This is a genomic window from Fangia hongkongensis FSC776 = DSM 21703 (genome assembly GCF_000379445.1).
Taxonomy (GTDB): domain Bacteria; phylum Pseudomonadota; class Gammaproteobacteria; order Francisellales; family Francisellaceae; genus Fangia; species Fangia hongkongensis.
In genome coordinates this window covers 170,434-197,036 of sequence record NZ_KB902262.1, presented here as the reverse complement: position 1 = coordinate 197,036, position 26,603 = coordinate 170,434, and the positions used below count along the sequence as shown (strand labels likewise).

The following is a 26,603-nucleotide window of genomic DNA, read 5'->3' as shown; positions in this document are numbered from 1 at the left end:
AACCCATTAACTATTTATTGCTCATAAGTTGGCAAATCATCTCTTTTGTTAAGCTCATAAAATGCAGCAACTGAAAGCATCATCACATAAGGCAGACAAAGCGCCTCTATAAAGATCATTAAAACATGCTCAATGCCAAAACCCAGCTGATCAACGCCCGTTATTGAGGTAAAAAGAAGATACAGCACGGATTTTAAAAATAAAAACAGCACAACGATAAAGCCAAGCTGTAAAACATACCAGATATGCGGTCTCATTAATCTTAAATTTTCTTTAAAACCGGCAAAGGGATTTAAATTATCAATCAGAACAACCGGGAAAAACACAAGCGTGATACTGATCACGATCCAAATGCCAATCAAGCTTAAAAAACTGCCAAACACCCAGAGGATAATACTTAAAATAAACGCACCAACAAAACTCCAAAAACGTCTTCTTAACATCAACAACGCAGCTTGCATATCTTTTGCAAAAAAACCGTCATTTTGTGCACTTTGCGCCTTGATCGCACCGATACAAATCAAAAGACCATAGACAAGCAAAGTCAGCACAATCGTTGCGACAGCTAAAAACATTAAAAGCCCATGATTCGACAGCGCACTGTCATCTATTTTTCCTGTATTTATATATGCAGCAACCACCTTTCCAAGTCCAAGGCTCTGCGCATACACTTTGAAACCTTCAGTGATCACAGAGAGCAACATGGCAATAATAAAACAAATCTTAAATGTTGAACGATACAATTGAAAAGCATTTTTCAATGTCTCTACAATTGAGTTTTTTCCTGGCATAAAATACAACAACCTGTTTGACGTGCTCGAGTTATTGTGGCAGATTAATCAAATATCCTTCGTTTATCAATCTTTAGATACCAGGAATTTAATAAATGGCTTTTGCAGAGCGCATCAAAAACCACTTCAGTGAAAATATTCAAACCAATATTTTAATTGCCGATAGCATGTCAGAGGACATTGCTAGTGCCGGAGAGAAACTTGCCAATGTTATTTTAAGAGGCAACCGAATTTTGTTATGTGGCAATGGGCGCTGCGCCGCTCAAGCGAATCATTTTACCTCCCAGCTTTTGCATCGCTTTGAGATGGAGCGCCCTGCACTTCCTGCTATTGACCTGACTAGCATGGCACCGACAAGTGCCATTGCCAATGACATTGGCTTTCAATATATCTTTTCAAAACAAGTTATGGCACTTGGCAGTGAGGGCGATGCACTTATTTGCATTTCCAAAGGTGGCAATGATGAAAATTTAATTGAGGCCATAGAAGCTGCCCATGAAAAAAACATAGAGATTATTAGCTTAACTGGCAAAGATGGTGGTAAAATACGTGAATTATGTGGCGCCAAAGACACTGAGCTGTGCGTACCTTCTGAGAATACTGCACGCATTTATGAAAGTCACAGCCTCATTCTTCACTGCTTAAGTGATGTAATTGATAAGTGTTTATTTGGCGTATAAATCAAACGAAAAGATTATAAAGACTTGTTATTAATGAGACGATACACACAAACGATTACACTTTTTATTTTCAGCCTTGGTTTTTTGGCGCTCGCAGGATGTTCGCTGATCACACCCTATACGCCACCTGTGCAACAAGGCAAGATTTTACCAAAAGATGTGATGCAAAAAATCAAACCGGGTATGAATAAGGCACAGATTCAATATCTTCTTGGCTCTCCCGATATGCTAGATCCGTTAAATAATAACCAATGGATTTATGTTTACACCTATCAGCGGACCATCCACTCAGCACGAGAAGAAAAACAGCTTATTTTAACTTTCAAAGATGATAAGCTGCAAAATGTTGGCGGCAACTACCCACCACCTCAAACTATTTATACCAGCGCTAAAAAGAGCGCGCCTCAAGCTCAATAGCTATTACTTCTTTTCATCTTTAGGCTTCGCCTTTCTAAGTGGCGTTAAAGGCACACTTTCTTGGTGCTTTAACTCACCATCAAGCATCCCTCTTTGTAGACGGACTTTATTATCAGGCTTTTTATCGCCAAGATTCGCTTCAAAGCCAGTTGCAACAATGGTGACATCAAGCTCATCGCCAAGTTCAGGTTTAATCGCGGTACCAATGATAACAGGTGCGTTCTCAGAGGCAATCCCTGCAACACTATCACCAATTTCAGCAAACTCACCAAGAGAGATGTTATCTCCCGAGGTAATACACACCAAAAGCCCTTTAGCATCATGTAGATCGATATCCTCTAAAAGCTCACATGAGGCGGCTTTTTCAATCGCTTTCTCTGCACGATTTTCCCCTGCTGCTACACCAGTGCCGATCACAGCAAGACCAGGAGAAGACATCACTGTTTTAACATCAGCAAAATCAACATTAATATGACCCGGAGTATGAATAATGCCAACAATCGAGGCAATCGCATTATGAAGAATATCATCTGCTTTATGAAAGGCATCTAACAGTGTAGTATCTGCACCAAGTGATGCTTTTAGTTTATCATTTGGAATAATAATCAGTGAATTAACATAAGGCTCCAGAGCTTCAATTCCTTGTGAAGCGTGAAGCGAGCGGCGTTTTCCTTCAAAACTAAAGGGCGTTGTCACCACGCCAACTGTAACGATGTTTTTACGCTTTGCTGCTTCAGCAATAATGCTTGCAGCACCCGTACCAGTGCCACCACCCATTCCCGCCATAATAAAAAGCATATCACAATCTTTAATTGCTTCTTCTATCTTATGCAAGCTTTCCTCAGCAGCGCGCCTGCCAACATCTGGATTGGCACCGGCCCCAAGTCCTTTGGTTAAATAAGTGCCAATTTGCACCTTATGCGGCGCTTTATTCTTCTCAAGCGCTTGGTTATCTGTGTTCATGGCATAAATTTCAGCACCAATCATACCTTTCTCAGTCATATAGCTAACAGCATTACCACCGCCGCCACCAACACCTATAACCTTTATCCTGCCTTGAATTGCCATATTGATACTATGCTCACTATTCTCTTTTTTATTTGAACTCATTTCTTCAGCCTCAGATGCCATCACTTAAAACAGAGTATAATGGACAGTTTCATAATCTGCCAGCGACGCTTAGCTTTCTGCTACTGCTGCTTGGACAGTATCTGGCTTTCGTATTGATTGAGGCGCCTTTGGATGTGATAGATGAATAGACTCTAATGATTTACCATTTGTCTCTGGAATGTAACGCGCGCTTAGAAATAAATAAATAGCACAAATAATCACAGAGAAGACAAATATTGCTGCATAACCAAAGGAACTTGCGAGCTCTAAAAACACAGAGGCATAAAACCCAGAGACCAAAAGTAACACGGCAAGTGATATTGACATGCCAAGGCTTCTCACTTTATTTGGTAATAGCTCTGATAACAATAACCACACCATAGAGCCAGGCCCTAATGAAAAGCTTCCAGCAAAAGCACAAATACCAACTAGAATCAATATTGCTTTAAGGTTTGAAGCTGGAAGAACCCACGCCATTACAAGCATAAACGCGCAAGATATCACCATACCCCAGAGGCCTTTTTTCAAAAGTGGCTTTCTGCCTAGCTTATCCACAAGTGACAATGCAACAAAACACATCACAAAGTTCACAAGCGTAACAAGCACTGTACCTAAAGTTGCTAATGCTGCAACACTCAACCCCATATCCGCGAGCATAATTGCCGAGAAACCAATAAAGTTATTAATTCCTGTTAACTGATTCAAACACCCAATAAACACCACCAATAACACCGGCCATAAATAGCGTTTCTGGAAATAACTTCTAAAACTACTTTTTTGTTCAGAACCAAAGGATGCTTGGATAGCGCTTATTTCGTGCGCTCGCTCTTCTTTGTTCGCAATAAAGCCACTTAGCACCTTATCTGCCTCAGTGAGCTTGTTTTTCTTAATCAACCATCTTGGCGATTTAGGCAGCTTGAAAGCAAATACAAATAAAATCAAAGATGGCACAAGCGCCCATAAAAACATCTCGCGCCACATGCCAAACTGCCCTAGAATAAAAGCCACCAGCGCTGAGAGCAAAATCCCACCATTTAAAAACAGCTGCACAGAAGAGCCTCCGCGACCTCTAAGGTGTGTTGGAATACTCTCAGCGATATAAATAGGGATGGTTAATGTCACAAGACCAACACCAAAGCCCTGCAAACTTCGCCCCAATAAAATATCAACATAATCCCCAGCAAAACCGATCACAAGCATGCTTAAGCTAATCAGTGCAGCTCCTAAGATTAAAACATTTTTCCGCCCAATCCAATCTGCTAAAACCCCTGCCACAAGGACCGAAACACAGGCTCCATAAAAAACAATTCCAACCATAAATGACATTTGAGTCATCGTCAGGGTAATTTCTTTCCCCATCGCTTGCATCGCACCTGCAATAATCCCTATCTCGTATCCATGCAGAAGATTGCCGAGCGCTGGCACACAAATAATAAGCCACAATAATCGGTTATTTTTTAATGTTTTGCCCACCTTCCCCTCCTCGTTTACTTTTTGATGTCTCTAACACACCTCAAATCCCAGCGCATCCTTGAGTATTATCAAATCTTCCCTCTGAGCAGAATAAGTAAGTGTACAACCTAGATACAGCTGAATAAATCAGCGCTCTAGTTCAATTTCATAATCATTTAAAATAGATTGATAGGTTGCCAAAACCACAGATTCAGTTTCATCTAGCGATGCTGATACTTTATAAAGGCGAAGTGCTATCTCATCATACTCAAGATCTTTCACTCCCTTTTCTTCCAGCAAATAAATAACATATCGAATTGCTCGATCAATCAGTTTATTATTCGCTGGGCGCACATAAGTCATGATATTACTGTGATAGCGCCCTAGAATTCCCATAATCAAAGTGGAGTGAATATTCAGCACCATTTTAAGTAAGATTTGCTGAGAGAGCACAGATAAGCCTTGAAAGTTAATATCAAATTTGTGATCAGCAAAATAAATAATATAGCCTGATGCTTCTTCAAAGATATCGATCACCTGATGTAAGGGATATTTTTCCCGCCTTTTCAAAGTGCCTTGAGAGATATCAAACCCATGAAGCCTTTTGGCACCTGTTTGCTCAAGCGTATCAGACCACTCTAGCGTTCTTGGCGCATGCCCCAATATATCATGCCAAGCATTACTCGTATCGACATAGCCCTCTAGTGAAAGATAAGAGAGGCTCGGCTCATCATCTGTATTAAGATTATTCTCAAACCCATTTAAACTAAAAGTTGGCGCGCGTTCTGTGGTATCTGTCAGCACTGTCAAGCCAATATGTGAATTACTGACATAGGTGACAAAACCACCTTGCTGATAACAATTTGACTCAAAGCTAATTAAGGACTGTAAGGCATTGATATCAATGTTATTCAATCGCTTTTTTAATGTGTTTATTTCACTTATGAAATCACATAATGAAAACTGGCTCATAAGCGCAAGACCAACAAACAAACTCTGCACAGTCGTCGCTTGCATTCTTGTGCTACCAGAGACTGCCATATTGCCAATTTCAAGGCTCACAGAGACAACGTCATCTCGCTGAATCAGCTTATCTGAACGCACAATATCTTTAAGCGCTTTATCAGGGTTACAATAAATAAGCCAAGGCTTATGCTTTGAGATATTACAAGCCTCTTCAATCGTTGAGAGCACAAAAGGCGTCTCCCCACCTTCAGTGACACCAATCATCAAATCATCCTCACCAAAGCCAAGATCCATCATATGCCTTTTTGCATACTCTGGATGATCTTCAAAGCCTTCAATTGATTTGATTAATGCCGCATCGCCACCTGCCATAAAGCCAATGACATTATCTCTTTGAAAAGAAGGCGCATGCGCACGCCATAGCTTCTCTAACATCATTGCCAAGCGCCCAGTCGCACCACATCCTGAAATAAAAATGCGCCCTTTTTTTGCGAGCACAGCCTCAATAGTTTCACTTAATTGATTATATTCATCATCGTATTGCGTCAGCTTATCTAATGCTTTATTATCAATATCGATCAGCGTTGAAATGGCCGATGGCAGATTTGTCTTTGCTTGTTCACTCAAACCAGTTGAGTCTGGATGTGGCATTTCTGTTGGAATATGCCCAAGCTTAAATGCTGCTCTATTTTGCCAAAAAAAATCCCAGTCTTTTATTACACTCATAGCCCCTCGCGTCGATTAAGAAATTAACTTACAAGTAGTGTATTTATCCCCAAGTTTCAAACACCACTATAACCAAATTTCGCTCGAAAAGGTATATGGAAATAGGCAGAGAAATGAAACTTTTAGTTGTTTTCTTTCACGGAACGAGATGTTTTGAAATAAAACCATTTAGAATAAACATCATTCAGATAATTCTGATCAGGGTGATAGCCACCAATGTAAGGCTTAACCAAGACAGTATACTGAGAGTTATCAATTGGGATGGTTAAGTAATTTTCCATCGCCACTTTCATTGCCTTTGCCATATTCTCATTGTACGCACGTTGTGTTTTTGCCATTAACCCTTTTTGATAATACTCGCCAATAGTTTTAATACAGCTGCCACCAGCATTACTATCAGCATGACATGTAAACTGATAAACATACTGATTTGGCGCATTAATATCTGCATTACTGCCCATTCTCGCAACATCAAAATTTCCACTGTTAACTGTATTCAAGTACACTTTCCACTCTTCATTTGCAAGTGTCACTCGAAGCATATTACCAAAAGCAGTTTTCCACATTTGCATCACAGACAGTGCTATTTGCTTATTAAACTCACTGGTATTGTAGCTTAGCTGAAAGCGAAGCGGATGTTGATCTGAATAACCTGCTTCCATTAAAAGCTTGCGTGCTTGTTGAATGCGTTTCTCCATCGACATCTCTACCCACTTATAGGACGGCAGCTCTTTATAAAGATATTGATAAATTCCATCTTGAATCATGTCAGGCACAATCCCATATGCAGCTGTTTGCCCCATCGCAATCACATTTTTAGCGATAGACTCTCTATTAACCACCATGGAGAGTGCTTTTCTGACTTCAAGCTTATCTAGCCCCGGCTTTCTAACATTAATCCAGTAGTAAATAATCGCAANATATGGCGCACTATATACCTCATTTGGAAATAGCTTTTTAAGCGCATCAAGCCTAATGCCAGGCGGCGGCGTTGCTATATCAATCTCACCTGCACGATAACCGTTATAACCTGACAATGTATTGGTCGGTAAAACCTTCACATATTTAATTGCAACGTTTTTGCTATCCCAATAAAAAGGGTTCTTTTGCTCTAAAATATGACCGCCCACAATCCACTCTTTTAATGTATAAGCACCATTTGAAATCATATGCTTTGGCTGCGTCCATGACCTACCATATTGATCAATAGCTGGTTTATAAAGTGGAAAAGTAACAGGCAGCGTTAGAACACTTGGAAAGTACACCGCCGGATGGGCAAGTGTAATCTCAAGCTTGTATTCACCTAAAGCTTTAATCCCCAAATCCTCCACTGGCAACTTGCCCTCTGTCACCGCTTTGCCATTTTTTATCAGCGCAAAGATATAATTTTGTGGAGAAGCTGTCTTAGGGGCTGCATTTCGTCTAAATGCATATACAAAATCCCCCGCTGTCACAGCCTTGCCATTTGACCATTTTGCATCTTTTCGTAAAAGGAAAGTGTATTTGAGTCCATCCTCTGAAACCTTCCATGATTTTGCAACGCCCGGGATAGGTTGATTTGCTTGATTTTGATTCACAAGCCCCTCAAATAAATCAAAAATCACCCTATTGGAGGTCGAATCATTTGAAAGACCAGGATCTAATGTTGGCACATCCTGATCATTGGCAATCACCAAGGTATCTTTCACTGGGCTTTTTGCTTGTTTAACATCACTTTGCTGGCTTTGACAACCGCTCAACAATACAACCATTAAAACGATTCCAGCTAAAGAAAGGCTCATTGATTTTATGGTTCTTTTTATCGATTGAATGCGGCTCAAAGTGATCTCCTTTTTTATTTTTTCTACCACCATCCTTTAGCTTACGCCAAAGTGCGAGCACCTCTGGAGTGCACTTTCAGCAGCTAAAGTATAATTTATCTAAAAAGGTATATCATATTGTAATAATAGTTGACCAATCAAAAAAAGTGTTTGAGATGATAAGCATTGCTTATTTTTGCCGTTTTAGGCTTAGAAATAAGCTGATAAATCTAAAGTGCATATGTAGTTTGAGTGTACTATGTTAATTAACCTTTAATATCTTCCTTAATGCTGAAGTTAAAAACACATTATGAGGATCATAATGCTCACGCAGCTTTAAAAAATCATCTAATTTAGGGAAGTGCTTTGATAGATCCATATGTTCATGGTCGCACCACTTTGCCCATTGAGGACGGGCATCACATTGATGCATAAAATCATTAAACAATCTCAAAGATCTAGGCATCTCACTTCCAAAAGGAGAACAAAATACCACACATCCAATGGCAACAGAGTCTCTTTTATACGCAGGGCTCATCCAATTATCATCTGCTTTTATACCACCTCTAATTGCAACAAATACTGGCTCTGGGTAATCAATGGCCTTAGCTCCTTCAAAGATAAGCCGAGCCTTTTCTTTGGGAACAAAGTACTCTGCATTGAGAATAGGCCTTCCTTGCCAATCTGCAACTAATGCTTTATGCAAAGGCCCTTGAATCGTCTGATTTCTAAAAAAGAGCTTAAACAATAATTCATTGAACTCCTTTGCGCCCACTCCTGATTTATATACCGCAGGACAAAGAGAGGAAATAACCTCTGTTAAATACTCATCCTGTGGCTCAGTATTACTAATCGATGAGCCCACTGCCGTCTCTAGCGTATGCCCTTTATGCACCAATGCCAAATTGACATGAGAATACCAATAACTAAAGTAAAACTCATGCCTTTGGAGATCCTCCTCAATAAAAGGTATCCATTCATCGTCTTCTTGCACCTGAATTTCAATTTGTAAGTGTTTTGCTGGAACTAAAGAGAGCTCAATCTCTGTAACAACACCCATCAACCCTAAAGAAACACGTACAGCATTAAACATTGGATTTTTATCATCTATAGAGTGAGTTTCTCCTTTACCATCTATAAACTTTATTGCCGTAACATTATTTGCAACAATCTGATGATAAATACTCGGTCCATGAGTCCCTGTCGAGACAGCACCGCCTATAGTTTGAGCTGAGCAATCTCCCATAATCGGCAATGAGCAATCGTGCTGATACAAAAAATCAGCCATCTTACTTATCTCAACACCTGCTGAACATTTTAAGTGCCTACTTGATAACATACATAACTCATCGGGCATATTACTCAAATTAAGCAAAATAGAGGCATCATTACAAAGAGGTGTCCAAGAATGTAGCTTCCCGACAGGACGGATTATTCTTTTATTTTTAACCGCTGCCTGAATAAGTGTTTTGATCTCAAGTAATGTTTTTGGATAACTAATCCTTTCAACCTCAAATATTTGATTCTCTGCCCAGTTTGTTTGCCTCATCACTCACGCACCTCTGTAAACAACCTTCCTTAACTATCTTTTCAGTATATACTACCAATCATTTTTTGCTCCCTCAGCTATGAGACGGGGTAGGTTAACTTGCCGAGCAGTTTAACACTGAGAAGATGAGCGCGAAAACTTGCTGGCACTTCACCCGCAAAGTTATCAGAAAAATATTGTCTCATACATTCGGTGTGCTGATTAACAAGATATTAGGCACCGCTTATTTTCACCGTTTTAGGCTTAAAAATAAACGGATAAATCTAAAGTATAGGTGTTTGTATGCCCATGATTATAAAAGTGCATATAAGCATACTCCAGTCCTAAAAGCACATCCGTTGTAAAAAATGGTCTTTGGATAGAACCAATAACCAGCTTATTTGCCCCCGTGCCGGATAACTCAACAGCATTATTCGCATTCAACTCAGGCGTGGTTGTATATTCATTTACAGCCGAACCACTTAGAATGACCGGCAAGTTATTGCTATTATAGGCGCCATTGTAGGCAAGAGAGAAATCTGTCTCACGCCCCCATAAGGTAGGAGAAAGCGCCAACTGTGCATACCAAGCACCAGCATAGCCATTGTTTGTCAGTGTTGATTTATCAGTTGCTTCAGCCACCCCCATAGAAAGACTCACGGCTTTATAGCCTAGCGCATATTCAGCATCAAGCGCCCCAATTCGAGTCTTATTGCCTATAGATGGATTTGTAATGGCATCAAAGGTCGTATTCCCACTACCGTTAACATTATATAAATAGCCTACATTCACCCCGTAGTTATAGTTTTTTGTCGCCTTTTTATAAAAAATTGCATAAGCAAAGTTTGATGATTGATCATCTGTTTGAAAGGCGGTCAGCGTACTGTTAACACCATAATGACTGTAGCCAAGCTCTAGGTTTGTCACATAATACGGTGAAAATAACATCTGCCCCAGTGAAGGCGTCCAAACCCCGCCTCCTGCAAATGTACCAAATGGGAAAGCACTTTTACCAACCATTGCATAAAAAGGTGATTCCTGTAAATTACCAAATAATGCAACCGCTTCATTAATAATAGGAGCATTATTCTGATCGCCCAAAAGGTTGACCTCCGTGGTAACATAATGACCTAAATTAGCCGCAGCAAATAAGCTTGCCTGTGTCAAATATATCCCTCTTCCTGATTGATAATAGGCTGTTTTATTTGTATCTGGATCTTCATATACCACCTTACTTCCAGACCAAGCTTGCATATCACTTTCAAGCACACCACCAACGACAAGCGCCCTATCTGGGTAATGGTTTCTTTGCTTTAACATACCTAACGCTAACTGAGATGAAGGCAACATCCCAAGCGGAATCGTTTTAGGGGATAAATCCGATAGCAAGTAGTTTTGAATTTGCGCCATATTGGTTAAATGTCGTTTGTACCTTTTACCCTGTTTTGTGTTTTTATTTTGGCTATAAATATTTGAAGTTTGCTGCTGAGATTCTTTTGCCTTAAGCACATCAATCTCTTGCTGCAATTGGTTAATCTTTGTTTCCAATTCAGATGTCGTTGGCGCACTGCCATCAGCAAATGCTTGTTGCTGTGATAATATAAATAGCAGTGCCAGCAATAAAAAATATTGACGGCACATAGCTGTTTTTAACAGCTTTGAGACATTCATTTGCACTGATATGTTTGGTTGTTTTAAGACCAGATTAACAAACCTCACCTTTAATAGCTGTTTCAAGTATGTATCAAATACGTATATTTTTGATACATTGCATCAATCAACTATACCACTTGCGAATCATTTTGCGGTGTTTAATTTTGAAGAAGTTTTTGATAGTTTTGAGTCATTGGATTGCAGGTAATAGCTCGGACTATTAGCAATATCTGATGACTCAAAAGAACAAGAAATTCAATAGCAGAAATAGGGTAAAATGGTTTGCGGGTGGTATATAAATAAGTTACGGTGTACTTTTTTCTGTGTCATACTGTCCACTATAATCTGATAACTTTGCTATAAATGACTATATTTATCGATGCGGATGCTTGCCCAAAGCCCATTAAAGAGATTCTATTTAAAGCAGCTGACCGAGAGCAAATCAGCTGTGTTTTTATTGCAAATCATGCCTTTTACTATCCAAACTCCCCTTATATTAAAACACGCATTGTTGATAAAGGGTTTGATATTGCCGATAACTATATTATCAGCAAAGTGGCATCGAATGATCTTGTAATTACCTCTGATATTCCACTTGCCAGTGAGGTCATCAAAAAAGGTGCCATCGTTATTAGCTCATCAGGGAAAATATATACAAAATCCAACATTGCTCAAGCACTCGCTATGCGCAATTTTTTCACAGAAATGCGTGATGCCGGCATGATTGAGAGTAAATCCAAACCATTTAATCAAAAAAACTCTCATGCCTTTGCTAAGGAGCTCGATAAATATTTACATGGGGTAAAAAACAAATGAACTTATATCAATACCCAGAGCCGAATGAACATGAAATGTTTGACACGCTTTTATCTCAAGGAAATGTTAGCATTGAGCGTATTGTCTCTTGTGGTCAAACCACACCTAAAGATAAACCTTACATTCAAGCCCAAAATGAATGGGTGATCGTTTTACAAGGCGAAGCACGGATTAAAATTGAAGATAATGAGGAAATTCTCTTAGAAAAAGGAGCGCATCTTTTCATTCCAAAAAATGCCAAACATTGGGTTACTTTTACATCAACAAATCCGCCTGTTCTCTGGCTTGCAGTTCACTTTAAAGATTAATTCTTTTTTTTTCAGAAAAGCTATTGACTAGAAAACTAATCATCTATAGAATTCCCTCTCGTTAAGGCATTCCCCGATAGCTCAGTCGGTAGAGCAAGTGACTGTTAATCACTGGGTCGGCGGTTCAAGTCCGTCTCGGGGAGCCACTTAAATATCCCAATCAGGTGCAAAATCTGGATCTGCGAGTCTAAATCCTTGATTTAGCCCATCAATTTCACTGACTTCATTAGCACTTAAGTGAACATTCTTTGATAATAGATTACTATCCAAATTTTTACGCTTTGTTGATGATGGAATAGTCACAAACCCATGCTCTCTTTCCCACGCAAGAACAACTTGGGCAGCTGTAGCATCATGGTTTTGTGCAATCTTCTGAATAAGTGGGTCTGATAACACCTTCCCATAAGCAAAAGGCATATACGCTGTCACGATAATATTATTTTGCTGACAACAATCTGTTACCTTTTTATTTCTAAGATAAGGGTGAACCTCAATTTGATTTGTTAAAATTTGATCTTTGCCCAAAATATCAATTGCCTGCTCTAGCTGTGAAACGGTAAAATTCGAAACACCAATATGCTTTGTTAATCCAGCCTCCTGCACCTGCTTTAGGCTTTCAAGATAATCTGCCATCGGCGGGTTATCATCACGTAAAGGCCAATGTATTAATAATAAATCAACACTTTGTGTGCGCAGCTTTTGCAAGCTCTCTTCAACACTTTTTCTAAAGCGATCACGCGGAAAATTACTCATCCAAACTTTTGTCACCAAGAAGATATCATCGCGCTTGATTCCAGAGTCCGCAATAGCCTTCCCAACTTCACTCTCATTGTCATAAATTTGCGCTGTATCAATATGGCGATATCCCGCTTCCAATGACATTTCTACTGATTGATAGGCTTCTTGTTCTTTTAGCCTAAAGGTTCCAGCACCCAACATAGGGATAATATTTTGATGCATGTATTTCTCCTTGTTTAACAATACACACTACAAATGTGCCCTTACAGCATAGTCCTAATTTTCCGTATTAGAAATAAGTTCTTTTGCTTAGTTTGAAAGAATGATTGTCAAGTGCAATGGTTTTGTATATGCTTGATTGGATCTGAATTTTATGCTCAAAAACTACGCTTTAGAGAATGCAAAATCACTGAGATTTAAAGTGGAATTAATTGATCTTTAATGCAACTTAGAGCACGTTAACCATAATTTGTAAGAATAAAGAAATATAGGAATAAAAATGCGCAGTCACTATAGTGCCGAAGTGAATGAAAAGTTAATTGACCAAGTTGTTGAAATCAGTGGCTGGGTGCATAAAAGGCGTGATCACGGTGGGGTGATTTTTTTAGATATTCGTGACCGCACAGGCTTAGTTCAATTGGTATTTGAACCTGAAAATAAAGCTGTATTTGATCAAGCTGATCATGTTCGCCATGAGTATGTTATCCAAGCCAAAGGAATCGTTAAACCAAGGCCATCAGGTCAAGAAAACCCAAATCTTGCAAGCGGGAAAATTGAAATTATCGGCAATGAGCTTAATATCATTAACACTGCAAAAACAATTCCTTTTCAGATTGATGAACACCAACAAGTGGGTGAGGATATTCGCTTAAAGTATCGCTATATTGACCTGAGACGAGAAGAGCTACAAAAAAAACTTATCAAGCGTGCTGAGATTTCTCGCTATATTCGCCGTTATTTGGATGATCATGGGTTTTTAGATATTGAAACACCTTTTCTAACTAAGGCCACACCTGAAGGTGCAAGAGACTATCTAGTTCCAAGTAGAAACCATCATGGCAATTTTTATGCACTGCCACAATCACCACAATTATTTAAACAGCTTTTAATGGTGTCAGGATTTGATCGCTATTATCAAATCGTCAAATGCTTTCGTGATGAAGATTTAAGAGCCGACAGACAACCTGAGTTTACACAGGTGGATATTGAAGCTTCCTTTGTCGATGAGAAAATCATTATGGATACCGTTGAGAATATGATTCGTGGTCTTTTCAAAACGTGTATTAATGTTGATTTCGCTGATTCATTTCCAATTTTAAATTATGCTGAGGCGATGGAAAAATACGGCTCGGACAAACCAGATCTTCGCATTCCACTTCAATTTGTTAACATCAAAGAAACCGTTAAAAACGAAGAGTTTAAAGTTTTCTCCACCCCTGCAAATGATGAGAAATCACGTGTTATCGCACTTAAGTTACCAAAGGGCAATGAGAAACTGACTCGTAAAATGATTGATGAGTACACGAAATTTGTCAGCATCTATGGCGCTCGCGGCTTGGCTTATATTAAGGTAAATGATATTGCCAAAGGCAAAGAAGGTCTACAATCGCCTATCGTTAAAAACCTCTCTGAGAAGGCACTTCAAGAGATTATTGCAAAAACCGCTGCTGAAAATGGTGATATGATTTTCTTTGGTGCTGGTAAAGCAAATGTGGTTAATGATGCAATGGGTGCACTTCGTGTGAAGTTGGGTCACGATTTAAATCTATTCACTACTAAATGGGCACCACTTTGGGTGGTTGATTTTCCAATGTTCGAAGAAGTTGATGGGAGATACCATGCCCTTCATCACCCATTTACCTCTCCGAAAGAAAACAACCCTGAAGCGCTTCTTGCAGATCCACAGAACACACTTTCACGCGCCTATGATATGGTAATTAATGGCTATGAGGTTGGTGGTGGATCAATTCGTATTCACGATCAAAAGATGCAATCTGCTGTATTTAAGCTCCTTGGTATTTCTGAACAAGAAGCAAATGAAAAATTTGGCTTTTTATTAGATGCACTTCAATATGGCGCGCCAAGCCATGGGGGAATTGCCTTTGGTTTAGATCGCTTAGCGATGTTGATTACTGGCACTACGAATATTCGTGATGTAATCGCTTTTCCAAAGACACAAACAGCAAGCTGCTTGATGACTGAGGCACCTTCCAATGTTGATAGCACGCAGCTGACTGAGCTTGGCATCAAGCTTACAACAAAAGAAGATAAGCCCTCTGAGGTCAAATCTGGCGAACAAGCAGCTATTTAATCCAAACTAAACAAAGTCATTTTACTCAGCTTTATCCCATTTTCTTTTCTTTGTTTTAGCACTCAATACGCAAACAAACGTGCTTTTCGATTACTTTTATTCTAGAATTCTAAGATACAGTACCTATCTAACTAAAGGGACTCCTATGTCTGAACCTATGGAACGCATTGCTGAAGCTTATCTTAAAGAGCAAAGACGCACTCGTCGCTGGCGCATTTTTTTCAAACTATGCTGGCTGATCATTATTATTGTGATCATCTCTCTTTTATATCGTGCATTTTCAACCACAACGCCTGTTGCAAAGCCGCATATTGCATTGATTAAACTTGAAGGGGTCATTGCTGATGATGCACCAGCTAATGCACATAGAATCAACAAAAGCCTAGCGGCTGCATTTAAAGACAAAGATACAAAAGCTGTTGTTCTGCAGATTAATAGTCCCGGCGGATCCCCCGTACAGTCCGATGATATTTATCAACAAATTCGCTATCTGGAAAAGAAATATCCAAAGATTCCACTTTATGCCATTTGTTCTGATGTCTGTGCATCAGGTGGGTATTATGTTGCCTCAGCAGCAAAAGAGATCTATGCTAACCCAATGACCATCACAGGCTCTATTGGCGTGAGAGCAGGCGGATTTGGTTTTGTGGAGTTATTAAAGAAAATTGGTGTTGAAAGGCGCCTTTATACTGCTGGAAAAGACAAAGGGTTTTTAGACCCATTTGAGCCACAAAATGCCTATCAAGTGGATGAAATGGAAAAGTTATTAACAGAAACACACCAAGTATTTATTAATGCCGTGAAGCAAGGAAGAGGTGATCGACTTAAGCTTAGAGATGAAGATAGCATTTTCTCAGGTATGCCATTCTCTGGCATTCAAGCAAAAAAATATGGACTTATCGATGCCTTTGGCTCATTAGACACACTGCGCCATACGAAACTTAAAGATCTGCCTGTCGTTAACTATACTGTGCCACTTTCACTCATTGATAAACTCAGCAAGAAACTAGGGACAGAAGTCAGCTATCAAGCAGCATCACTTTCAAATTTAAAACTAAACTAAACCCCTACCCGGATAAATAAAAAGGCCGCTATATGCGGCCTTTTATCATATTTGATTGCTATTGATTTATAGCATACCGTAGTGCGCTAACTTCTTACGGAAAGTACCACGGTTAATCCCTAAAATTTTCGCTGCACGACTTTGATTACCACCAGTGTATTCCATTGTTGCTTCGATCAAAGGCAACTCAACTTCAGCCATAACCAACTCATAAACATTTTCAGGCTTAGTCCCTTGCGCCACCATATTTTTATAATAAGTTGCAATAACTTCTTTGATATGGTCACGAAGTGGTAAAGTTTTTTCACCATCGGACACGGCAGTATTCGCATAATGCATTGTTGCAGGCATTTGATTGCTCCTCTCTATCTTGTTAAAACGGTTATTCTTAAATTTAATCTTGTGGATCAATATAAAAAAGGCAATGAAGTCAAAGATACTCTACGACAACCTTTTCCCTTTATTTTTACGACCTAACTGTGTATTATAAGGACAGGCTATTTTAAAAGCAAGTCATTCATAGGCTGAAGACACATTTTAAGCTCACTAATTCAACATATCATTTCCAACATTTGAAAACCGTTGATTTTTTGACTTAAATATTTAAATATAACCTACCATTTCCAATCTTCCTCTTTTGTCATGTAGACTGAAGAGTTATAGAGCAATTGATACAACAGAGTGAAACTAAAATCAATTATGAGCGATACACCATTTAGAAAAACCTTATCACTGAAAAAAAAGCGTCCACAAAACAATCAGCGTCAAGAACCAGAATCAAGGTCATTTTCACTGAAAAATAATAAAAAGCACAGTAGCGGCGCAAACACCCAAGGAACAAAAGCACCTTCCACTACTTCACATTTATCACAAAATTTAGAAGCACTATCACACAAACACCCTGAACTTGCTGAACTTCAAGCATCACGTGAAGGCATTCTTGCACAGTTAAAGCAACTAGAGCAGCGTGTTATTTTTACCGCCAGTGAACCGCTACAAGCCACCTGTAATGAGCTTAAAAGAAAAGATCTTGAAATATTGTGTAAAATAAATCAGTGCTTGTTAAGAATCTAACGCGTTTGTTTGATAATGTCACTTATGCCCTTTCTGGCAAGTGTTAACATATTTTGAAATTCTGTTTCTGAAAAAGGTTTTCCTTCTGCTGTACCTTGAATTTCAATGATCCCACCTTCATGTGTCATCACGATATTCATATCCGTCTCAGCATTGGAATCCTCTTCATAGTCCAAATCCAAAACCGCCTCATCACCAACAATCCCAACAGAAATTGCTGCAACATGTGACAAAATAGGATTTACCCCATCTTTGATCAGATTGTTTTTTTGCATATATTGAACCGCATCTTCAATAGCAAGGCTTGCCCCCGTAATTGCTGCTGTGCGCGTTCCACCATCTGCTTGAATCACATCACAGTCTATTTTAATGGTATAACCGGGAATAGCATCTAGATCAATCGCTGCGCGCAGTGCACGCCCGATTAGACGCTGAATCTCCTGTGTTCTGCCAGATTGTTTACCTCTTGCTGCCTCTCTATCCATGCGTGAATGTGTTGAGCGTGGCAACATACCATATTCTGCAGTCAACCAACCTTGATTAGCATCTCTTAAAAAGCGAGGGACATCTTTAATAACAGAGGCATTGCAAAGCACTTTAGTATCGCCAAATGACACCAAAATAGAGCCTTCTGCATGTTTTGTGTAGTTTTTTTCTATCTTAAGCTCACGCATTTGATCTGCGCGGCGCTCTTGTGCTCGAGCCATGGTTTTCTTCTTCTTTATAGATAATCAGAAAACACATTATACCAGCGGTAAATTATTTTGCGGTGTTTATCTCACAAAAAAGCGTATACCACTTGCGAATCATTTTGCGGTGTTTAATGTTGAAGAAGTTTTTGATAGTTTTGAGTCATTGGATTGCAGGTAATAGCTCGGACTATTAGCAATATTTGATGACTCAAAAGAACAAGAAATTCAATGGCAGAAATAGGGTAAAATGGTTTGCAGGTGGTATATATTAAAAATTCACCCGCGCACTAAAGGCATGTAACAATGTTTGCTGGTCAAGGTATTCAAGCTCACCACCAAATGGAACGCCAAAACCTATTTTACTAATTTTACATCCATGATTTGATAGCATTTCAGAAATATAATGTGCCGTTGTTTCCCCTTCAACAGATGGGCTGAGTGCTAACACAACCTCTGAAATTTGCGCATCTTCAACAATTTTCTCTAACTTTGGCAAGTAAAGCTCCTCTGGCCCCACACCATCTAAGGGAGAAATTCTTCCATTTAGCACAAAGTAGCGTCCTTGATAGATAGCAGCATTTTCAATTGCCAATAAATCAAGCATATTTTCAACAACACATATCTCAAGGCTCTTGCCGCGCTCACCACTACACAAATCACAAATTTTCTTATCGGTCAGCATATGGCAGCGATCACAATTTGAAATTGCTTGCAGCGCCTCATCAATACTCATTGCAATACGCCTTGCTCCATCGGTATTCTTATCCAGAAGTTGAAGCGCCATACGCTGCGCTGTTTTTTTGCCAACACCCGGCAATGTCTTAAGCGCTTCGATTAAGTTGATAATCTTGTCAGAGAAAAATGACTGCACAGCGAACCTTTTCTATATTCTATATGTTTGTCTATAAGTTATACCAATGAAACCATTTTTGGTATTTGCATCACATAAGCATAAACTCAATTCAGTCAGCCTTTAGAAACTCAACCTTGCTTATGATGAATATTAAATAGCGTTAAAATGGAAACTTAAACCCCGGGGGTAGATTCAAACCTTGCGTTAATGAAGACATATCCGTTTGTGATTTCTCTTCAACACGACGAACAGCATCATTAACAGCCGCGGCAAGCAAATCTTCCAATATTTCCTTCTCTTCACCCATTAAGCTTTGGTCGATACTCACACGCTTAACATCATGTTTTCCCGTCATAACCACTTTGACAAGATCGCCACCAGCGACCCCTTCTACTTCCATTTTTTGCTGTTCTTCTTGCATTTTTTTCATCTGCTCTTGCATTTTCTGCGCTTGTTGCATGAGCTGGCCCATATTTGCTTTCACAATGAAAACTCCTTATTGATTAAACTGATAAAACGCCTGTTAGCTTAGTGATTTTAGGCCAAAAATTCAACTACTTTATCCACTTTACAACTTCAAGAACAAGCTTTTCAGTTGCATCGATATGCGCAACACCTTTGGCATGCTCTGACATACTTGCAAGCATTTTTCTATCTAAATCCATCACCCGAATAAATGCGGCAAGCTTATCTGCTGAAAATTGCTCTTGGCGCATACACTCAGCTGCCTTTGCCTTCACGAGAAATTGTGCATTATGAAACTGATGATCATCGACCGCGTAGGGAAATGGAATAAAAAAGGCCGGAACCGCTGCGGCTGCAAGCTCAGACACCGTCAACGCGCCAGAGCGACAAACAGCGATATCCGCCCACCTATATGCTTTGGCCATATCCTCAATAAACGGCTCCACTTTAACCGCTATCTCTTCATTTTCACCTGCCTTATCCATGTGAATCTGATGTGTTTGATATAAGCTGCACACCTCTTCATATGCGCGCTCACCACACTGATGCCAAATGTTAATCTCACCCCCCTCTGGCAGCTGCTTCAAGAGCGCGGGAATAACATCATTGATTGCCTTAGCACCTTGACTACCACCTAAAATAAGGACATTGAGTCTATGTTTATAAAAATCACGCTCAACAGCTTGAAGCTGACAGATTTCCTCACGCACTGGATTGCCAATCACTTTAAGTTTCTTTGTCTTACCAAAGCTTGAAGTTGGAAAAGCACATAAAACTGACTTTGCTATTTTAGCTAATGACTTATTGGTCACCCCTGCTTTGGCATTTTGCTCATGCACAATAAGCGGAATCCTTAAAATTTTAGCAGCAAACCCTCCTGGTGCTGAGGCATAACCACCAAAGCCAATGACTACTTTAGCCTTTCTTTTTTTTAAAATCCTAATGGCTTGAAACACTGATTTTGCTAGACTAAACGGCAATGTAAGTTTCCTGATAAGCCCTTTTTTTCTCACCCCCAAAATAGATAGATAATCAATTGGGTAATGTTTTGTGACAATCTTACTTTCAAGCCCATACTCTGTGCCAAGCCAAAAGATGTTTGCACCATAGCTTTTTAATTTATCTCCAACAGCTAGCGCCGGGAAAATATGCCCGCCAGTTCCCCCAGCCATAATCACAATCTTCTTATTGTCTAACGCATTTTTAAATGCAGTATCTTCGCTCACAACCTTTATCTCCCGTAAAATACCTGATTTTGCTACCTGAGCACTTTGCTTCAAATCCGCAAAACGCTGTAAAATGCTTTGTGCTGAGTATATAATATCGCAAGCTTAATCTATAAAGTAACACCAATTATAAGTTATTTTACAAGACCCAGAACCTAAAAATACGTAATAACTTTGTAATCGGCATAACTGACTTATCGCAAAAACGAAAGGATATAAACATGAATATATTGGTGGTTGGCAATGGTGGAAGAGAGCATGCTTTAGCGTGGAAAATTGCCCAGTCTGAACATGCAACAGAAGTATTTGTTGCCCCCGGTAATGCTGGAACTGAACGCGAGCCTAAGCTTAAGAACATTAATATTCAGGCAACTGATATCGATAATCTCATTCAATTTGCTAAAGAAAATGATATTGAATTAACGGTTATTGGACCTGAGGTGCCACTTAGCCTTGGCATTGTTGATCGCTTCGAGCAAGAGGGACTTAATTGCTTTGGCCCGACACAAAAATGTGCTCAATTAGAGTCCTCTAAGACCTTTAGCAAAGATTTTATGGCAAAGTACCATATTCCTACAGCAAACTATCAAAACTTTACAGACCCCCAACAAGCAAAAGCCTATTTAGAAACACAAAGCTTTCCCATTGTGATCAAAGCAAGTGGTCTTGCGGCAGGTAAAGGGGTGATCATTGCTCAAGATTTACAAGAGGCAAATGATACCGTTGAGGATATGCTGTCTGGGAACAAATTTGGAGATGCTGGTGCTGAAATTGTTATTGAGGAGTTTCTTGATGGTGAAGAGGCTAGCTTTATTGTGATGTGTGATGGTACCCATGCGCTTGCCATGGCCTCCTCTCAAGATCACAAAGCGCGCGATAATGGCGATAAAGGGCCTAATACCGGTGGCATGGGCGCCTACTCACCTGCCCCTATTGTCACAGATAAGGTTCACCAGAAAGTAATGGATGAGATTATTTATCCAGTGATTGAAGGCATGAAAAAAGAAGGCGAGAGCTATAAAGGGTTTTTATATGCTGGACTGATGATCATGCCAAATGGCGAAATCAAGACACTTGAGTTCAACTGCCGTTTTGGTGATCCTGAAACACAGCCAATTATGATGCGACTTGAGTCTGACTTGGTTGAGCTTGTCTTTGCGGCACTTAATGAAGAGCTGGATGAATATGAAGCCAGCTGGTCCAAAAAAACTGCGCTTGGTGTTGTGATGGCAGCAAAAGGCTATCCTTTTGATTACCCAACAGGTGAGGCGATATCAGGACTAACATCAGATGATGGGAAATGTAATAAAATTTTCCACGCAGGAACTACATCACATAAGGATCAAGTATTAACTCATGGCGGCAGAGTGCTTTGCGCAGTAGCACTTGGTGATACGGTTGCCGATGCCTACGATCATGCTTACCAATTAGTTGATAAAATTCATTGGGATAATGAATATCATCGCACTGATATTGGTAAAAAGGCATTTTAAAACCGACTAAAAATCCGATCCAGCCATCTTGTTGAAAGAAGCCTCTTAAGCACCATTGCAAGCGTTGTGAAAAAGGTAATACTATATCTTGGTTTTGGTCTTTTAGCATTGAGAATTTTCTCAACCACTTTGGCAACACAAATCGCTTCTTTATTAAAGGGTACCTTTTTATGCTGCCCTACTATGATTTTCTGATACTCCATACTATGAACCGAGTTTTCGATATCTATATTTTTAATGCTCTTAAGTGCATTTTTGCGAAAATTACTTGTTACAGGACCTGTATTTAATACACTCATAGATATATTAGAGCCTATTAGCTCTTGGCGCATGGTATCAACCATCCCCTCAACAGCATATTTGCTGGCATTGTATGCGCCTTTATATTTCATTGAAACAAGCCCTAGCACAGAGCCATGCTGAATGATTTTCCCTGAGTCTTGTTTACGCATAATTTTGAGCACCGCACGCGTTAAATAGTGTAGCGCAAAGACATTCGTTTCAAATTGCTCTTTTAAATATTGAGTGGGGATATCCTCAAGCGCCCCCGCTTGACCAAACCCTGCATTATTAAATAATGCATCAAGCGTATTGTTCGTTTTTTTTAAAATTTGCGCTAATGTTATCTCGATTTCCTTTTCATTTCTCACATCCATCAAATAAGCATCAAACCCTTCACTTTGAAGCCTATCAACCTCTTCTTGTTTTCGCGCAGAAGCAAAAACATCATGCCCTAGTGCTTTGAGATATTTGGCAGTTTCATAGCCTATCCCACCCTCCGAGCAACCAGTAATTAATATACTTTGTTTTTTTATTGAACTTGCCATTTTTCCTACACCTACACCATCACTTAACATCTAAAAGCATCTCATGATAACCTAAAAGAAACAAGTAGGATAAAATGCTATTTATTGTGCTGAAACACATTCCCAATTAACTGTGTATGCTGAACATTTAGCTTCACATTTTGCAAAAAGCCAATAGGTGTTGGCGATAGCATAAAAGAAATCAACATCAAAATGTACACTAAAGCTGTACCAAGAAGGTTATGTCGTGAGTAAAACTTAAAGGCTGTTCCAAAAGATTTTTTCAAGGATACGCCCGATAAGTTTACACTATAAATCTCATCTAATAGCAGATGCGTTATAAAACCCACAAGAATCATTGATGCCAATATCCACGAACTCAGTGCTGAGAGCCCACCGATACGATAACTGATAAGCGCAGTAAAAAAGCACATTAAAAAGGCCATCGGCACCGAGTGGAATATACCACGATGGGCAGTGAGCTTTCTAAAGGGCATGACAACGCCATAACGAATGAGAAGAAAGCTCGCAAATAGCACAAGCAATCCGGGTAATATCCCTAAAAATGGTAATAGCACAATGGCAAGGATAGTACCAATGACAATACCAAGGATATCAAAAATAATCTTAATGGAATCTGAATGATCAGAATCTACATCTGGCATAATCCCTGCTAATGCAGTGAGTGCAACACCACTTGCAAACAAAGATGGTGAGGTGACTTTTGCCGCCAGCAAAACTGTATTTACAACGATTCCCGTGCCTGCAGCACCAACAATGTGTGTGTGAAAATTTGCCATTTAAAATCCATAACTAAATCGCTTTATAAGATGATCGGGGCCAACTCCTAACATCAATCAATAAAGCCTTATTCCATAAGAGTTACAACAATCATGAGAAATTCACGGTGTACATAACAGTGTACACTTTGGCCATTGATGCTCCTCTATACAAGAGAGAGTTAATTTATATGAGTCAATATCAATTGTCAAAGACTAAAGTATACTCGTACATAAACCTTTTGTGTTGTAGATGATAAGCCTATCATTTCGCTTTTCATTGCTCTCTCCATTTACATAGGTATCCAAAACGAAATGCATTTTTTCAGTCATTCAAAAAGTGCTTTTTGCGCGTTTATAACTCACCTGATTAATAGCCTTTAAAAAAATACACTTGATTTATATGTCAAAATGACATATTATTGAACGAGAACCTACTAACACTATTTAAATCATGCATTTAATTAGTAGAGCAATGCTTATCGCATACTGCGAGCATAATACTCAAGCAACAGAGCCACTGCTTGAATGGGCGTACAAGATAAAATTATCTAACGCAAAGAGCCTGCATGAACTAAGAGAATCATTCACTAATAGCGTTGACTCGGTGGGTAAGTATACAGTTTTTAATATTGGCGGTAATGCTTACAGACTAATTACTACCATTCATTACAACAGACAAAAAGTGTACACCAGAGCAATTTGGACTCATGCAGAATATAGTAAGCGCATAAACCAAATGAAGTTATTAAATGGAGGCACATAGCAATGTTAGAAGCAAAAAAAACACAGCAAGCACTTAGTGTCGTTGCACCATGGCTTAAGCCACCAACAAATGATGCCGAACTAAATCAGCTAATAAATTTATCCCTAGAGCTAGCCGATCTTATAGGTGATAATACTCAACACGAATATTCACCAATTTTGGAGATAATAGAACAACATATTGCTGATTATGAAAACATGCATTTGCCACAGCTTTCAGAATTAACCACTCCCAACAAGTTGGTTCAATTTCTTATGACAGAATATAATCTTAAGCAAAAAGACCTTGTAGACATTTTTGGCAACCAAGGCAACGTTTCTAAATTTTTAAATGGTCATCGCCAGCTAACACTAGAGCAAGTTGCAAAGCTAAGTAAACGCTTTAATTTAAGTGCTGATGCTTTTATCTCTTGGGATAATAGTGATTCAGTTCACTAGGTTTAATAGGCTAAATTTTTTGTTAGCTAAGATATAAGGAGTTTCATCCACTGGCACGACCAAATAATGTAGTTTAAAACTTTGTATAACAACGTGATATGTATTGAGTATGCATAAGGGCTTATAATAGACTTGGCATATCCTATGCTAAATCGAATCGCATTGCTCCGCGGATAATTGGCCCGAGCTATCCGCCTTGGCAGGTAAGCCACAACGAAAACATTGTATTCTTCTCCTCTACATGCCTCCGATTCTACGTTACAAACTTCGAGTATGACCTGCGCTCTGGCGACTGACGTCACGATGCTTGACACACTCAAGATGAGGCTACCTAGGACTTCGCATTCCACTCTCCATGTCTCACAGCGAGGAATATATTTTGTATTTAAGCGCATGAAAATAAAAAATTCATACTTAACTGACTATTTTTAAATAGGCAAAATGTCATGTTTCTTTTCACAAAACGTATGTTTTTCTTATCAATAGCCAGTCTGTTGTGAAACGCTGATAAAATGAATTCGGAATCGTGGGGTTCGGAATCGTGGGGTTCGGAATGGGTGAAGATTGTGAGGGGGTAAAATAATGAGGAAAATTAAAGTGAAAAATTTTTTTTTATATTAGTATTTATCTTCTGTATATTTTGCTCTGAGGCCGTTTTTGCAAAATTCACCTTTAATATTATGAATACAAGTTCAAAACCTATTTATATCGAAAAACCAAGCTTTGATGATGCTAAAGCAGATACGGGAGGAAGTTTTCCAATGGAAGTTCCTGCTGGAAGTAACACTAGCATTACAGTTGAAGTTACTGCTAGTGATGGAGGGTTCGGTGAAGGTCATGTTAATATTAATATTGATTCAGATTCACAGAGTAAAGTTAGTCAACTATATGCTGATTATATGGCTGATCAATGGAATTCTGGTGATGCTTCCTGTGCAATAAATGGTACAAAAGATAAAGCTTATACAGTGAGCAAAATCTCAAAAGGAGCCCATCATATTACATGCCAATTTTCTGATGTCTAATCGACTATTAACACGCTAAAGTAAGGAAAATATAGTAGAGCGGGATGGAATATAGAAGGACACTGTGATTAGTATTTATAGTAGTTTCAGTATATAACTGACCAAATGCTTTCATATCAATCCCTTGTTATATATAGGTTTAAGTACTTGGATATTTATTAGAATGACTATACATCAACCGACTTGAATGGGGAAGAAATATATAAAAGATAAAGGAAAACACTACCTGCTATTTATGATATTTTATGAGACAACAGTTTAAACTCACCCCTTATTGTAACTGGGTTCTTAAGGCTTTGTAAAATTAACTTATGGTGCCCGGGGCCGGACTCGAACCGGCACGAGAGTTAAGTCTCGAGGGATTTTAAGTCCCTTGTGTCTACCAATTTCACCACCCGGGCGTTTGACGCAATGTTCTGGAGGCTGAGACCGGAATCGAACCGGTGTCCAAGGCTTTGCAGGCCTCTGCATAACCACTTTGCTACCCAGCCATCTGGAGCGGGAAACGAGGTTCGAACTCGCGACCCCAACCTTGGCAAGGTTGTGCTCTACCACTGAGCTATTCCCGCAGAACAGGATCAGATTATAAGGATTTACCCCCTAAAGTCAATGCTCTTTAGTAAAGTTTT

General features: G+C 39.3%; 26 protein-coding genes and 4 tRNA genes. 12 read left to right on the top strand and 18 right to left on the bottom strand.

Annotation, left to right across the window (positions count from 1 at the left end; genetic code table 11):
• Positions 1 to 14: 14 nt before the first annotated feature.
• Positions 15 to 791, bottom strand: coding sequence for a hypothetical protein (locus tag A37Q_RS0109255; protein ID WP_018299997.1), 777 nt, complete (start codon positions 789 to 791; stop codon positions 15 to 17).
• Positions 792 to 886: 95 nt separating this feature from the next.
• Between A37Q_RS0109255 and A37Q_RS0109250 the strand changes: the two genes are divergently transcribed.
• On the top strand, positions 887 to 1,471 hold the full coding sequence (locus A37Q_RS0109250) for a D-sedoheptulose-7-phosphate isomerase (RefSeq protein WP_018299996.1): 585 nt from the start codon (positions 887 to 889) through the stop codon (positions 1,469 to 1,471).
• A 33-nt stretch (positions 1,472 to 1,504) separates the two neighbouring features.
• Entirely contained in the window at positions 1,505 to 1,888 is a 384-nt protein-coding gene (locus A37Q_RS15135; protein WP_018299995.1) for an outer membrane protein assembly factor BamE, read from the top strand.
• Positions 1,889 to 1,891: 3 nt separating this feature from the next.
• On the opposite strand, the gene ftsZ is transcribed toward A37Q_RS15135, so the two are convergent.
• The 6 genes from ftsZ to A37Q_RS0109215 all read right to left on the bottom strand — a co-directional run bounded on the left by ftsZ (position 1,892) and on the right by A37Q_RS0109215 (position 11,140).
• Positions 1,892 to 2,998, bottom strand: coding sequence for a cell division protein FtsZ (ftsZ, locus tag A37Q_RS15130; protein WP_169710288.1), 1,107 nt, complete (start codon positions 2,996 to 2,998; stop codon positions 1,892 to 1,894).
• A 69-nt stretch (positions 2,999 to 3,067) separates the two neighbouring features.
• A complete protein-coding gene (locus A37Q_RS15125; RefSeq protein WP_018299993.1) occupies positions 3,068 to 4,471 on the bottom strand; it encodes a sugar porter family MFS transporter in 1,404 nt (467 codons plus the stop codon).
• A 126-nt stretch (positions 4,472 to 4,597) separates the two neighbouring features.
• The gene (locus A37Q_RS0109230; protein ID WP_018299992.1) at positions 4,598 to 6,142 is read right to left on the bottom strand and encodes an N-acetylmuramic acid 6-phosphate etherase family protein; all 1,545 of its coding nucleotides are present in this window, start codon (positions 6,140 to 6,142) and stop codon (positions 4,598 to 4,600) included.
• A 122-nt stretch (positions 6,143 to 6,264) separates the two neighbouring features.
• Complete coding sequence (locus A37Q_RS15120) at positions 6,265 to 7,893, bottom strand: peptide ABC transporter substrate-binding protein (protein WP_476702576.1); 1,629 nt, start codon at positions 7,891 to 7,893, stop codon at positions 6,265 to 6,267.
• Between the two features lie 310 nt (positions 7,894 to 8,203).
• A complete protein-coding gene (locus A37Q_RS0109220; RefSeq protein WP_018299990.1) occupies positions 8,204 to 9,490 on the bottom strand; it encodes a D-arabinono-1,4-lactone oxidase in 1,287 nt (428 codons plus the stop codon).
• A 243-nt stretch (positions 9,491 to 9,733) separates the two neighbouring features.
• Complete coding sequence (locus tag A37Q_RS0109215) at positions 9,734 to 11,140, bottom strand: DUF3573 domain-containing protein (protein ID WP_026196619.1); 1,407 nt, start codon at positions 11,138 to 11,140, stop codon at positions 9,734 to 9,736.
• Between the two features lie 345 nt (positions 11,141 to 11,485).
• Between A37Q_RS0109215 and A37Q_RS0109210 the strand changes: the two genes are divergently transcribed.
• From A37Q_RS0109210 to A37Q_RS0109200, 3 genes are all read left to right on the top strand, one after another.
• The gene (locus A37Q_RS0109210; RefSeq protein ID WP_018299988.1) at positions 11,486 to 11,938 is read left to right on the top strand and encodes a YaiI/YqxD family protein; all 453 of its coding nucleotides are present in this window, start codon (positions 11,486 to 11,488) and stop codon (positions 11,936 to 11,938) included.
• Entirely contained in the window at positions 11,935 to 12,246 is a 312-nt protein-coding gene (locus A37Q_RS0109205; RefSeq protein WP_018299987.1) for a cupin domain-containing protein, read from the top strand. Before A37Q_RS0109210 ends, A37Q_RS0109205 begins: the two co-directional genes overlap by 4 nt.
• Before the next feature lie 70 nt (positions 12,247 to 12,316).
• Positions 12,317 to 12,392, top strand: a tRNA-Asn gene (locus A37Q_RS0109200).
• Position 12,393: 1 nt separating this feature from the next.
• Here A37Q_RS0109200 and dkgB read toward each other — a convergent pair.
• Positions 12,394 to 13,206 (bottom strand): 2,5-didehydrogluconate reductase DkgB, encoded by an 813-nt coding sequence (gene dkgB, locus A37Q_RS0109195; RefSeq protein WP_018299986.1) that lies wholly within the window; start codon positions 13,204 to 13,206, stop codon positions 12,394 to 12,396.
• 277 nt (positions 13,207 to 13,483) lie between these two features.
• Here dkgB and aspS point away from each other — a divergent pair, with 277 nt between their 5' ends.
• Both aspS and A37Q_RS0109185 read left to right on the top strand, forming a co-directional pair.
• Positions 13,484 to 15,295 (top strand): aspartate--tRNA ligase, encoded by a 1,812-nt coding sequence (gene aspS / locus A37Q_RS0109190; protein ID WP_018299985.1) that lies wholly within the window; start codon positions 13,484 to 13,486, stop codon positions 15,293 to 15,295.
• Between the two features lie 145 nt (positions 15,296 to 15,440).
• Complete coding sequence (locus A37Q_RS0109185) at positions 15,441 to 16,358, top strand: S49 family peptidase (RefSeq protein ID WP_018299984.1); 918 nt, start codon at positions 15,441 to 15,443, stop codon at positions 16,356 to 16,358.
• Between the two features lie 66 nt (positions 16,359 to 16,424).
• Here A37Q_RS0109185 and A37Q_RS0109180 read toward each other — a convergent pair whose 3' ends face one another.
• The gene (locus A37Q_RS0109180) at positions 16,425 to 16,709 is read right to left on the bottom strand and encodes a helix-turn-helix domain-containing protein (protein WP_018299983.1); all 285 of its coding nucleotides are present in this window, start codon (positions 16,707 to 16,709) and stop codon (positions 16,425 to 16,427) included.
• Between the two features lie 330 nt (positions 16,710 to 17,039).
• On the opposite strand from A37Q_RS0109180, the gene A37Q_RS15900 reads away from it, so the two are divergent.
• The gene (locus A37Q_RS15900; RefSeq protein ID WP_154648667.1) at positions 17,040 to 17,432 is read left to right on the top strand and encodes a hypothetical protein; all 393 of its coding nucleotides are present in this window, start codon (positions 17,040 to 17,042) and stop codon (positions 17,430 to 17,432) included.
• On the opposite strand, the gene rph is transcribed toward A37Q_RS15900, so the two are convergent.
• From rph to murG, 4 genes are all read right to left on the bottom strand, one after another.
• The gene (rph, locus tag A37Q_RS0109170) at positions 17,429 to 18,139 is read right to left on the bottom strand and encodes a ribonuclease PH (protein WP_018299981.1); all 711 of its coding nucleotides are present in this window, start codon (positions 18,137 to 18,139) and stop codon (positions 17,429 to 17,431) included. The two genes, A37Q_RS15900 and rph, sit on opposite strands and share 4 nt — an antisense overlap.
• A 253-nt stretch (positions 18,140 to 18,392) precedes the next feature.
• The gene (recR, locus tag A37Q_RS0109160) at positions 18,393 to 18,995 is read right to left on the bottom strand and encodes a recombination mediator RecR (protein WP_018299979.1); all 603 of its coding nucleotides are present in this window, start codon (positions 18,993 to 18,995) and stop codon (positions 18,393 to 18,395) included.
• A gap of 142 nt (positions 18,996 to 19,137) precedes the next feature.
• Positions 19,138 to 19,461, bottom strand: a complete 324-nt coding sequence (locus A37Q_RS0109155) for a YbaB/EbfC family nucleoid-associated protein (RefSeq protein ID WP_018299978.1) — start codon at positions 19,459 to 19,461, stop codon at positions 19,138 to 19,140.
• A gap of 70 nt (positions 19,462 to 19,531) precedes the next feature.
• Positions 19,532 to 20,668, bottom strand: a complete 1,137-nt coding sequence (murG, locus tag A37Q_RS0109150; RefSeq protein ID WP_154648666.1) for an undecaprenyldiphospho-muramoylpentapeptide beta-N-acetylglucosaminyltransferase — start codon at positions 20,666 to 20,668, stop codon at positions 19,532 to 19,534.
• A 221-nt stretch (positions 20,669 to 20,889) separates the two neighbouring features.
• Between murG and purD the strand changes: the two genes are divergently transcribed.
• Positions 20,890 to 22,161: a phosphoribosylamine--glycine ligase gene (purD, locus tag A37Q_RS0109145; protein ID WP_018299976.1), complete on the top strand. Its 1,272-nt coding sequence runs from the start codon at positions 20,890 to 20,892 to the stop codon at positions 22,159 to 22,161.
• Here purD and A37Q_RS0109140 read toward each other — a convergent pair.
• Positions 22,158 to 22,988 carry an SDR family NAD(P)-dependent oxidoreductase gene (locus A37Q_RS0109140; RefSeq protein ID WP_026196615.1) on the bottom strand — a complete coding sequence of 277 codons (831 nt, stop codon included), beginning with the start codon at positions 22,986 to 22,988 and terminating at the stop codon, positions 22,158 to 22,160. The two genes, purD and A37Q_RS0109140, sit on opposite strands and share 4 nt — an antisense overlap.
• 77 nt (positions 22,989 to 23,065) lie before the next feature.
• The gene (locus A37Q_RS15110) at positions 23,066 to 23,767 is read right to left on the bottom strand and encodes a metal-dependent hydrolase (RefSeq protein WP_018299974.1); all 702 of its coding nucleotides are present in this window, start codon (positions 23,765 to 23,767) and stop codon (positions 23,066 to 23,068) included.
• A gap of 433 nt (positions 23,768 to 24,200) precedes the next feature.
• Here A37Q_RS15110 and A37Q_RS16605 point away from each other — a divergent pair, with 433 nt between their 5' ends.
• The 3 genes from A37Q_RS16605 to A37Q_RS0109120 all read left to right on the top strand — a co-directional run bounded on the left by A37Q_RS16605 (position 24,201) and on the right by A37Q_RS0109120 (position 25,974).
• Entirely contained in the window at positions 24,201 to 24,512 is a 312-nt protein-coding gene (locus tag A37Q_RS16605; protein WP_026196614.1) for a type II toxin-antitoxin system HigB family toxin, read from the top strand.
• Between the two features lie 2 nt (positions 24,513 to 24,514).
• On the top strand, positions 24,515 to 24,949 hold the full coding sequence (locus A37Q_RS15105) for a helix-turn-helix domain-containing protein (protein WP_018299972.1): 435 nt from the start codon (positions 24,515 to 24,517) through the stop codon (positions 24,947 to 24,949).
• A gap of 680 nt (positions 24,950 to 25,629) precedes the next feature.
• A complete protein-coding gene (locus A37Q_RS0109120; protein ID WP_018299971.1) occupies positions 25,630 to 25,974 on the top strand; it encodes a hypothetical protein in 345 nt (114 codons plus the stop codon).
• 312 nt (positions 25,975 to 26,286) lie between these two features.
• Here the strand turns inward: A37Q_RS0109120 and A37Q_RS0109115 are convergent.
• The 3 genes from A37Q_RS0109115 to A37Q_RS0109105 all read right to left on the bottom strand — a co-directional run bounded on the left by A37Q_RS0109115 (position 26,287) and on the right by A37Q_RS0109105 (position 26,543).
• Positions 26,287 to 26,375 (bottom strand) — tRNA-Leu (locus A37Q_RS0109115).
• A gap of 16 nt (positions 26,376 to 26,391) precedes the next feature.
• Positions 26,392 to 26,465, bottom strand: a tRNA-Cys gene (locus tag A37Q_RS0109110).
• Between the two features lie 3 nt (positions 26,466 to 26,468).
• Positions 26,469 to 26,543: transfer RNA gene (locus tag A37Q_RS0109105), tRNA-Gly, on the bottom strand.
• Positions 26,544 to 26,603 lie beyond the last annotated feature (60 nt).

What these genes read in the sequence shown, in the direction of transcription:
- dkgB (WP_018299986.1), bottom strand. Translation starts at nt 13,206, where the DNA reads ATGCATCAAAATATTATCCCTATGTTGGGTGCTGGAACCTTTAGGCTA.
- A37Q_RS0109180 (WP_018299983.1), bottom strand. Translation starts at nt 16,709, where the DNA reads ATGCCTGCAACAATGCATTATGCGAATACTGCCGTGTCCGATGGTGAA.
- A37Q_RS0109230 (WP_018299992.1), bottom strand. Translation starts at nt 6,142, where the DNA reads ATGAGTGTAATAAAAGACTGGGATTTTTTTTGGCAAAATAGAGCAGCA.
- A37Q_RS16605 (WP_026196614.1), top strand. Translation starts at nt 24,201, where the DNA reads ATGCATTTAATTAGTAGAGCAATGCTTATCGCATACTGCGAGCATAAT.
- aspS (WP_018299985.1), top strand. Translation starts at nt 13,484, where the DNA reads ATGCGCAGTCACTATAGTGCCGAAGTGAATGAAAAGTTAATTGACCAA.
- A37Q_RS0109210 (WP_018299988.1), top strand. Translation starts at nt 11,486, where the DNA reads ATGACTATATTTATCGATGCGGATGCTTGCCCAAAGCCCATTAAAGAG.
- A37Q_RS0109220 (WP_018299990.1), bottom strand. Translation starts at nt 9,490, where the DNA reads ATGAGGCAAACAAACTGGGCAGAGAATCAAATATTTGAGGTTGAAAGG.
- A37Q_RS0109205 (WP_018299987.1), top strand. Translation starts at nt 11,935, where the DNA reads ATGAACTTATATCAATACCCAGAGCCGAATGAACATGAAATGTTTGAC.
- A37Q_RS15110 (WP_018299974.1), bottom strand. Translation starts at nt 23,767, where the DNA reads ATGGCAAATTTTCACACACACATTGTTGGTGCTGCAGGCACGGGAATC.
- A37Q_RS0109255 (WP_018299997.1), bottom strand. Translation starts at nt 791, where the DNA reads ATGCCAGGAAAAAACTCAATTGTAGAGACATTGAAAAATGCTTTTCAA.
- purD (WP_018299976.1), top strand. Translation starts at nt 20,890, where the DNA reads ATGAATATATTGGTGGTTGGCAATGGTGGAAGAGAGCATGCTTTAGCG.
- A37Q_RS0109185 (WP_018299984.1), top strand. Translation starts at nt 15,441, where the DNA reads ATGTCTGAACCTATGGAACGCATTGCTGAAGCTTATCTTAAAGAGCAA.
- rph (WP_018299981.1), bottom strand. Translation starts at nt 18,139, where the DNA reads ATGGCTCGAGCACAAGAGCGCCGCGCAGATCAAATGCGTGAGCTTAAG.
- A37Q_RS0109250 (WP_018299996.1), top strand. Translation starts at nt 887, where the DNA reads ATGGCTTTTGCAGAGCGCATCAAAAACCACTTCAGTGAAAATATTCAA.
- A37Q_RS0109120 (WP_018299971.1), top strand. Translation starts at nt 25,630, where the DNA reads ATGAATACAAGTTCAAAACCTATTTATATCGAAAAACCAAGCTTTGAT.
- A37Q_RS15105 (WP_018299972.1), top strand. Translation starts at nt 24,515, where the DNA reads ATGTTAGAAGCAAAAAAAACACAGCAAGCACTTAGTGTCGTTGCACCA.
- A37Q_RS0109140 (WP_026196615.1), bottom strand. Translation starts at nt 22,988, where the DNA reads ATGGCAAGTTCAATAAAAAAACAAAGTATATTAATTACTGGTTGCTCG.
- ftsZ (WP_169710288.1), bottom strand. Translation starts at nt 2,998, where the DNA reads ATGAGTTCAAATAAAAAAGAGAATAGTGAGCATAGTATCAATATGGCA.
- A37Q_RS15135 (WP_018299995.1), top strand. Translation starts at nt 1,505, where the DNA reads ATGAGACGATACACACAAACGATTACACTTTTTATTTTCAGCCTTGGT.
- A37Q_RS0109215 (WP_026196619.1), bottom strand. Translation starts at nt 11,140, where the DNA reads ATGAATGTCTCAAAGCTGTTAAAAACAGCTATGTGCCGTCAATATTTT.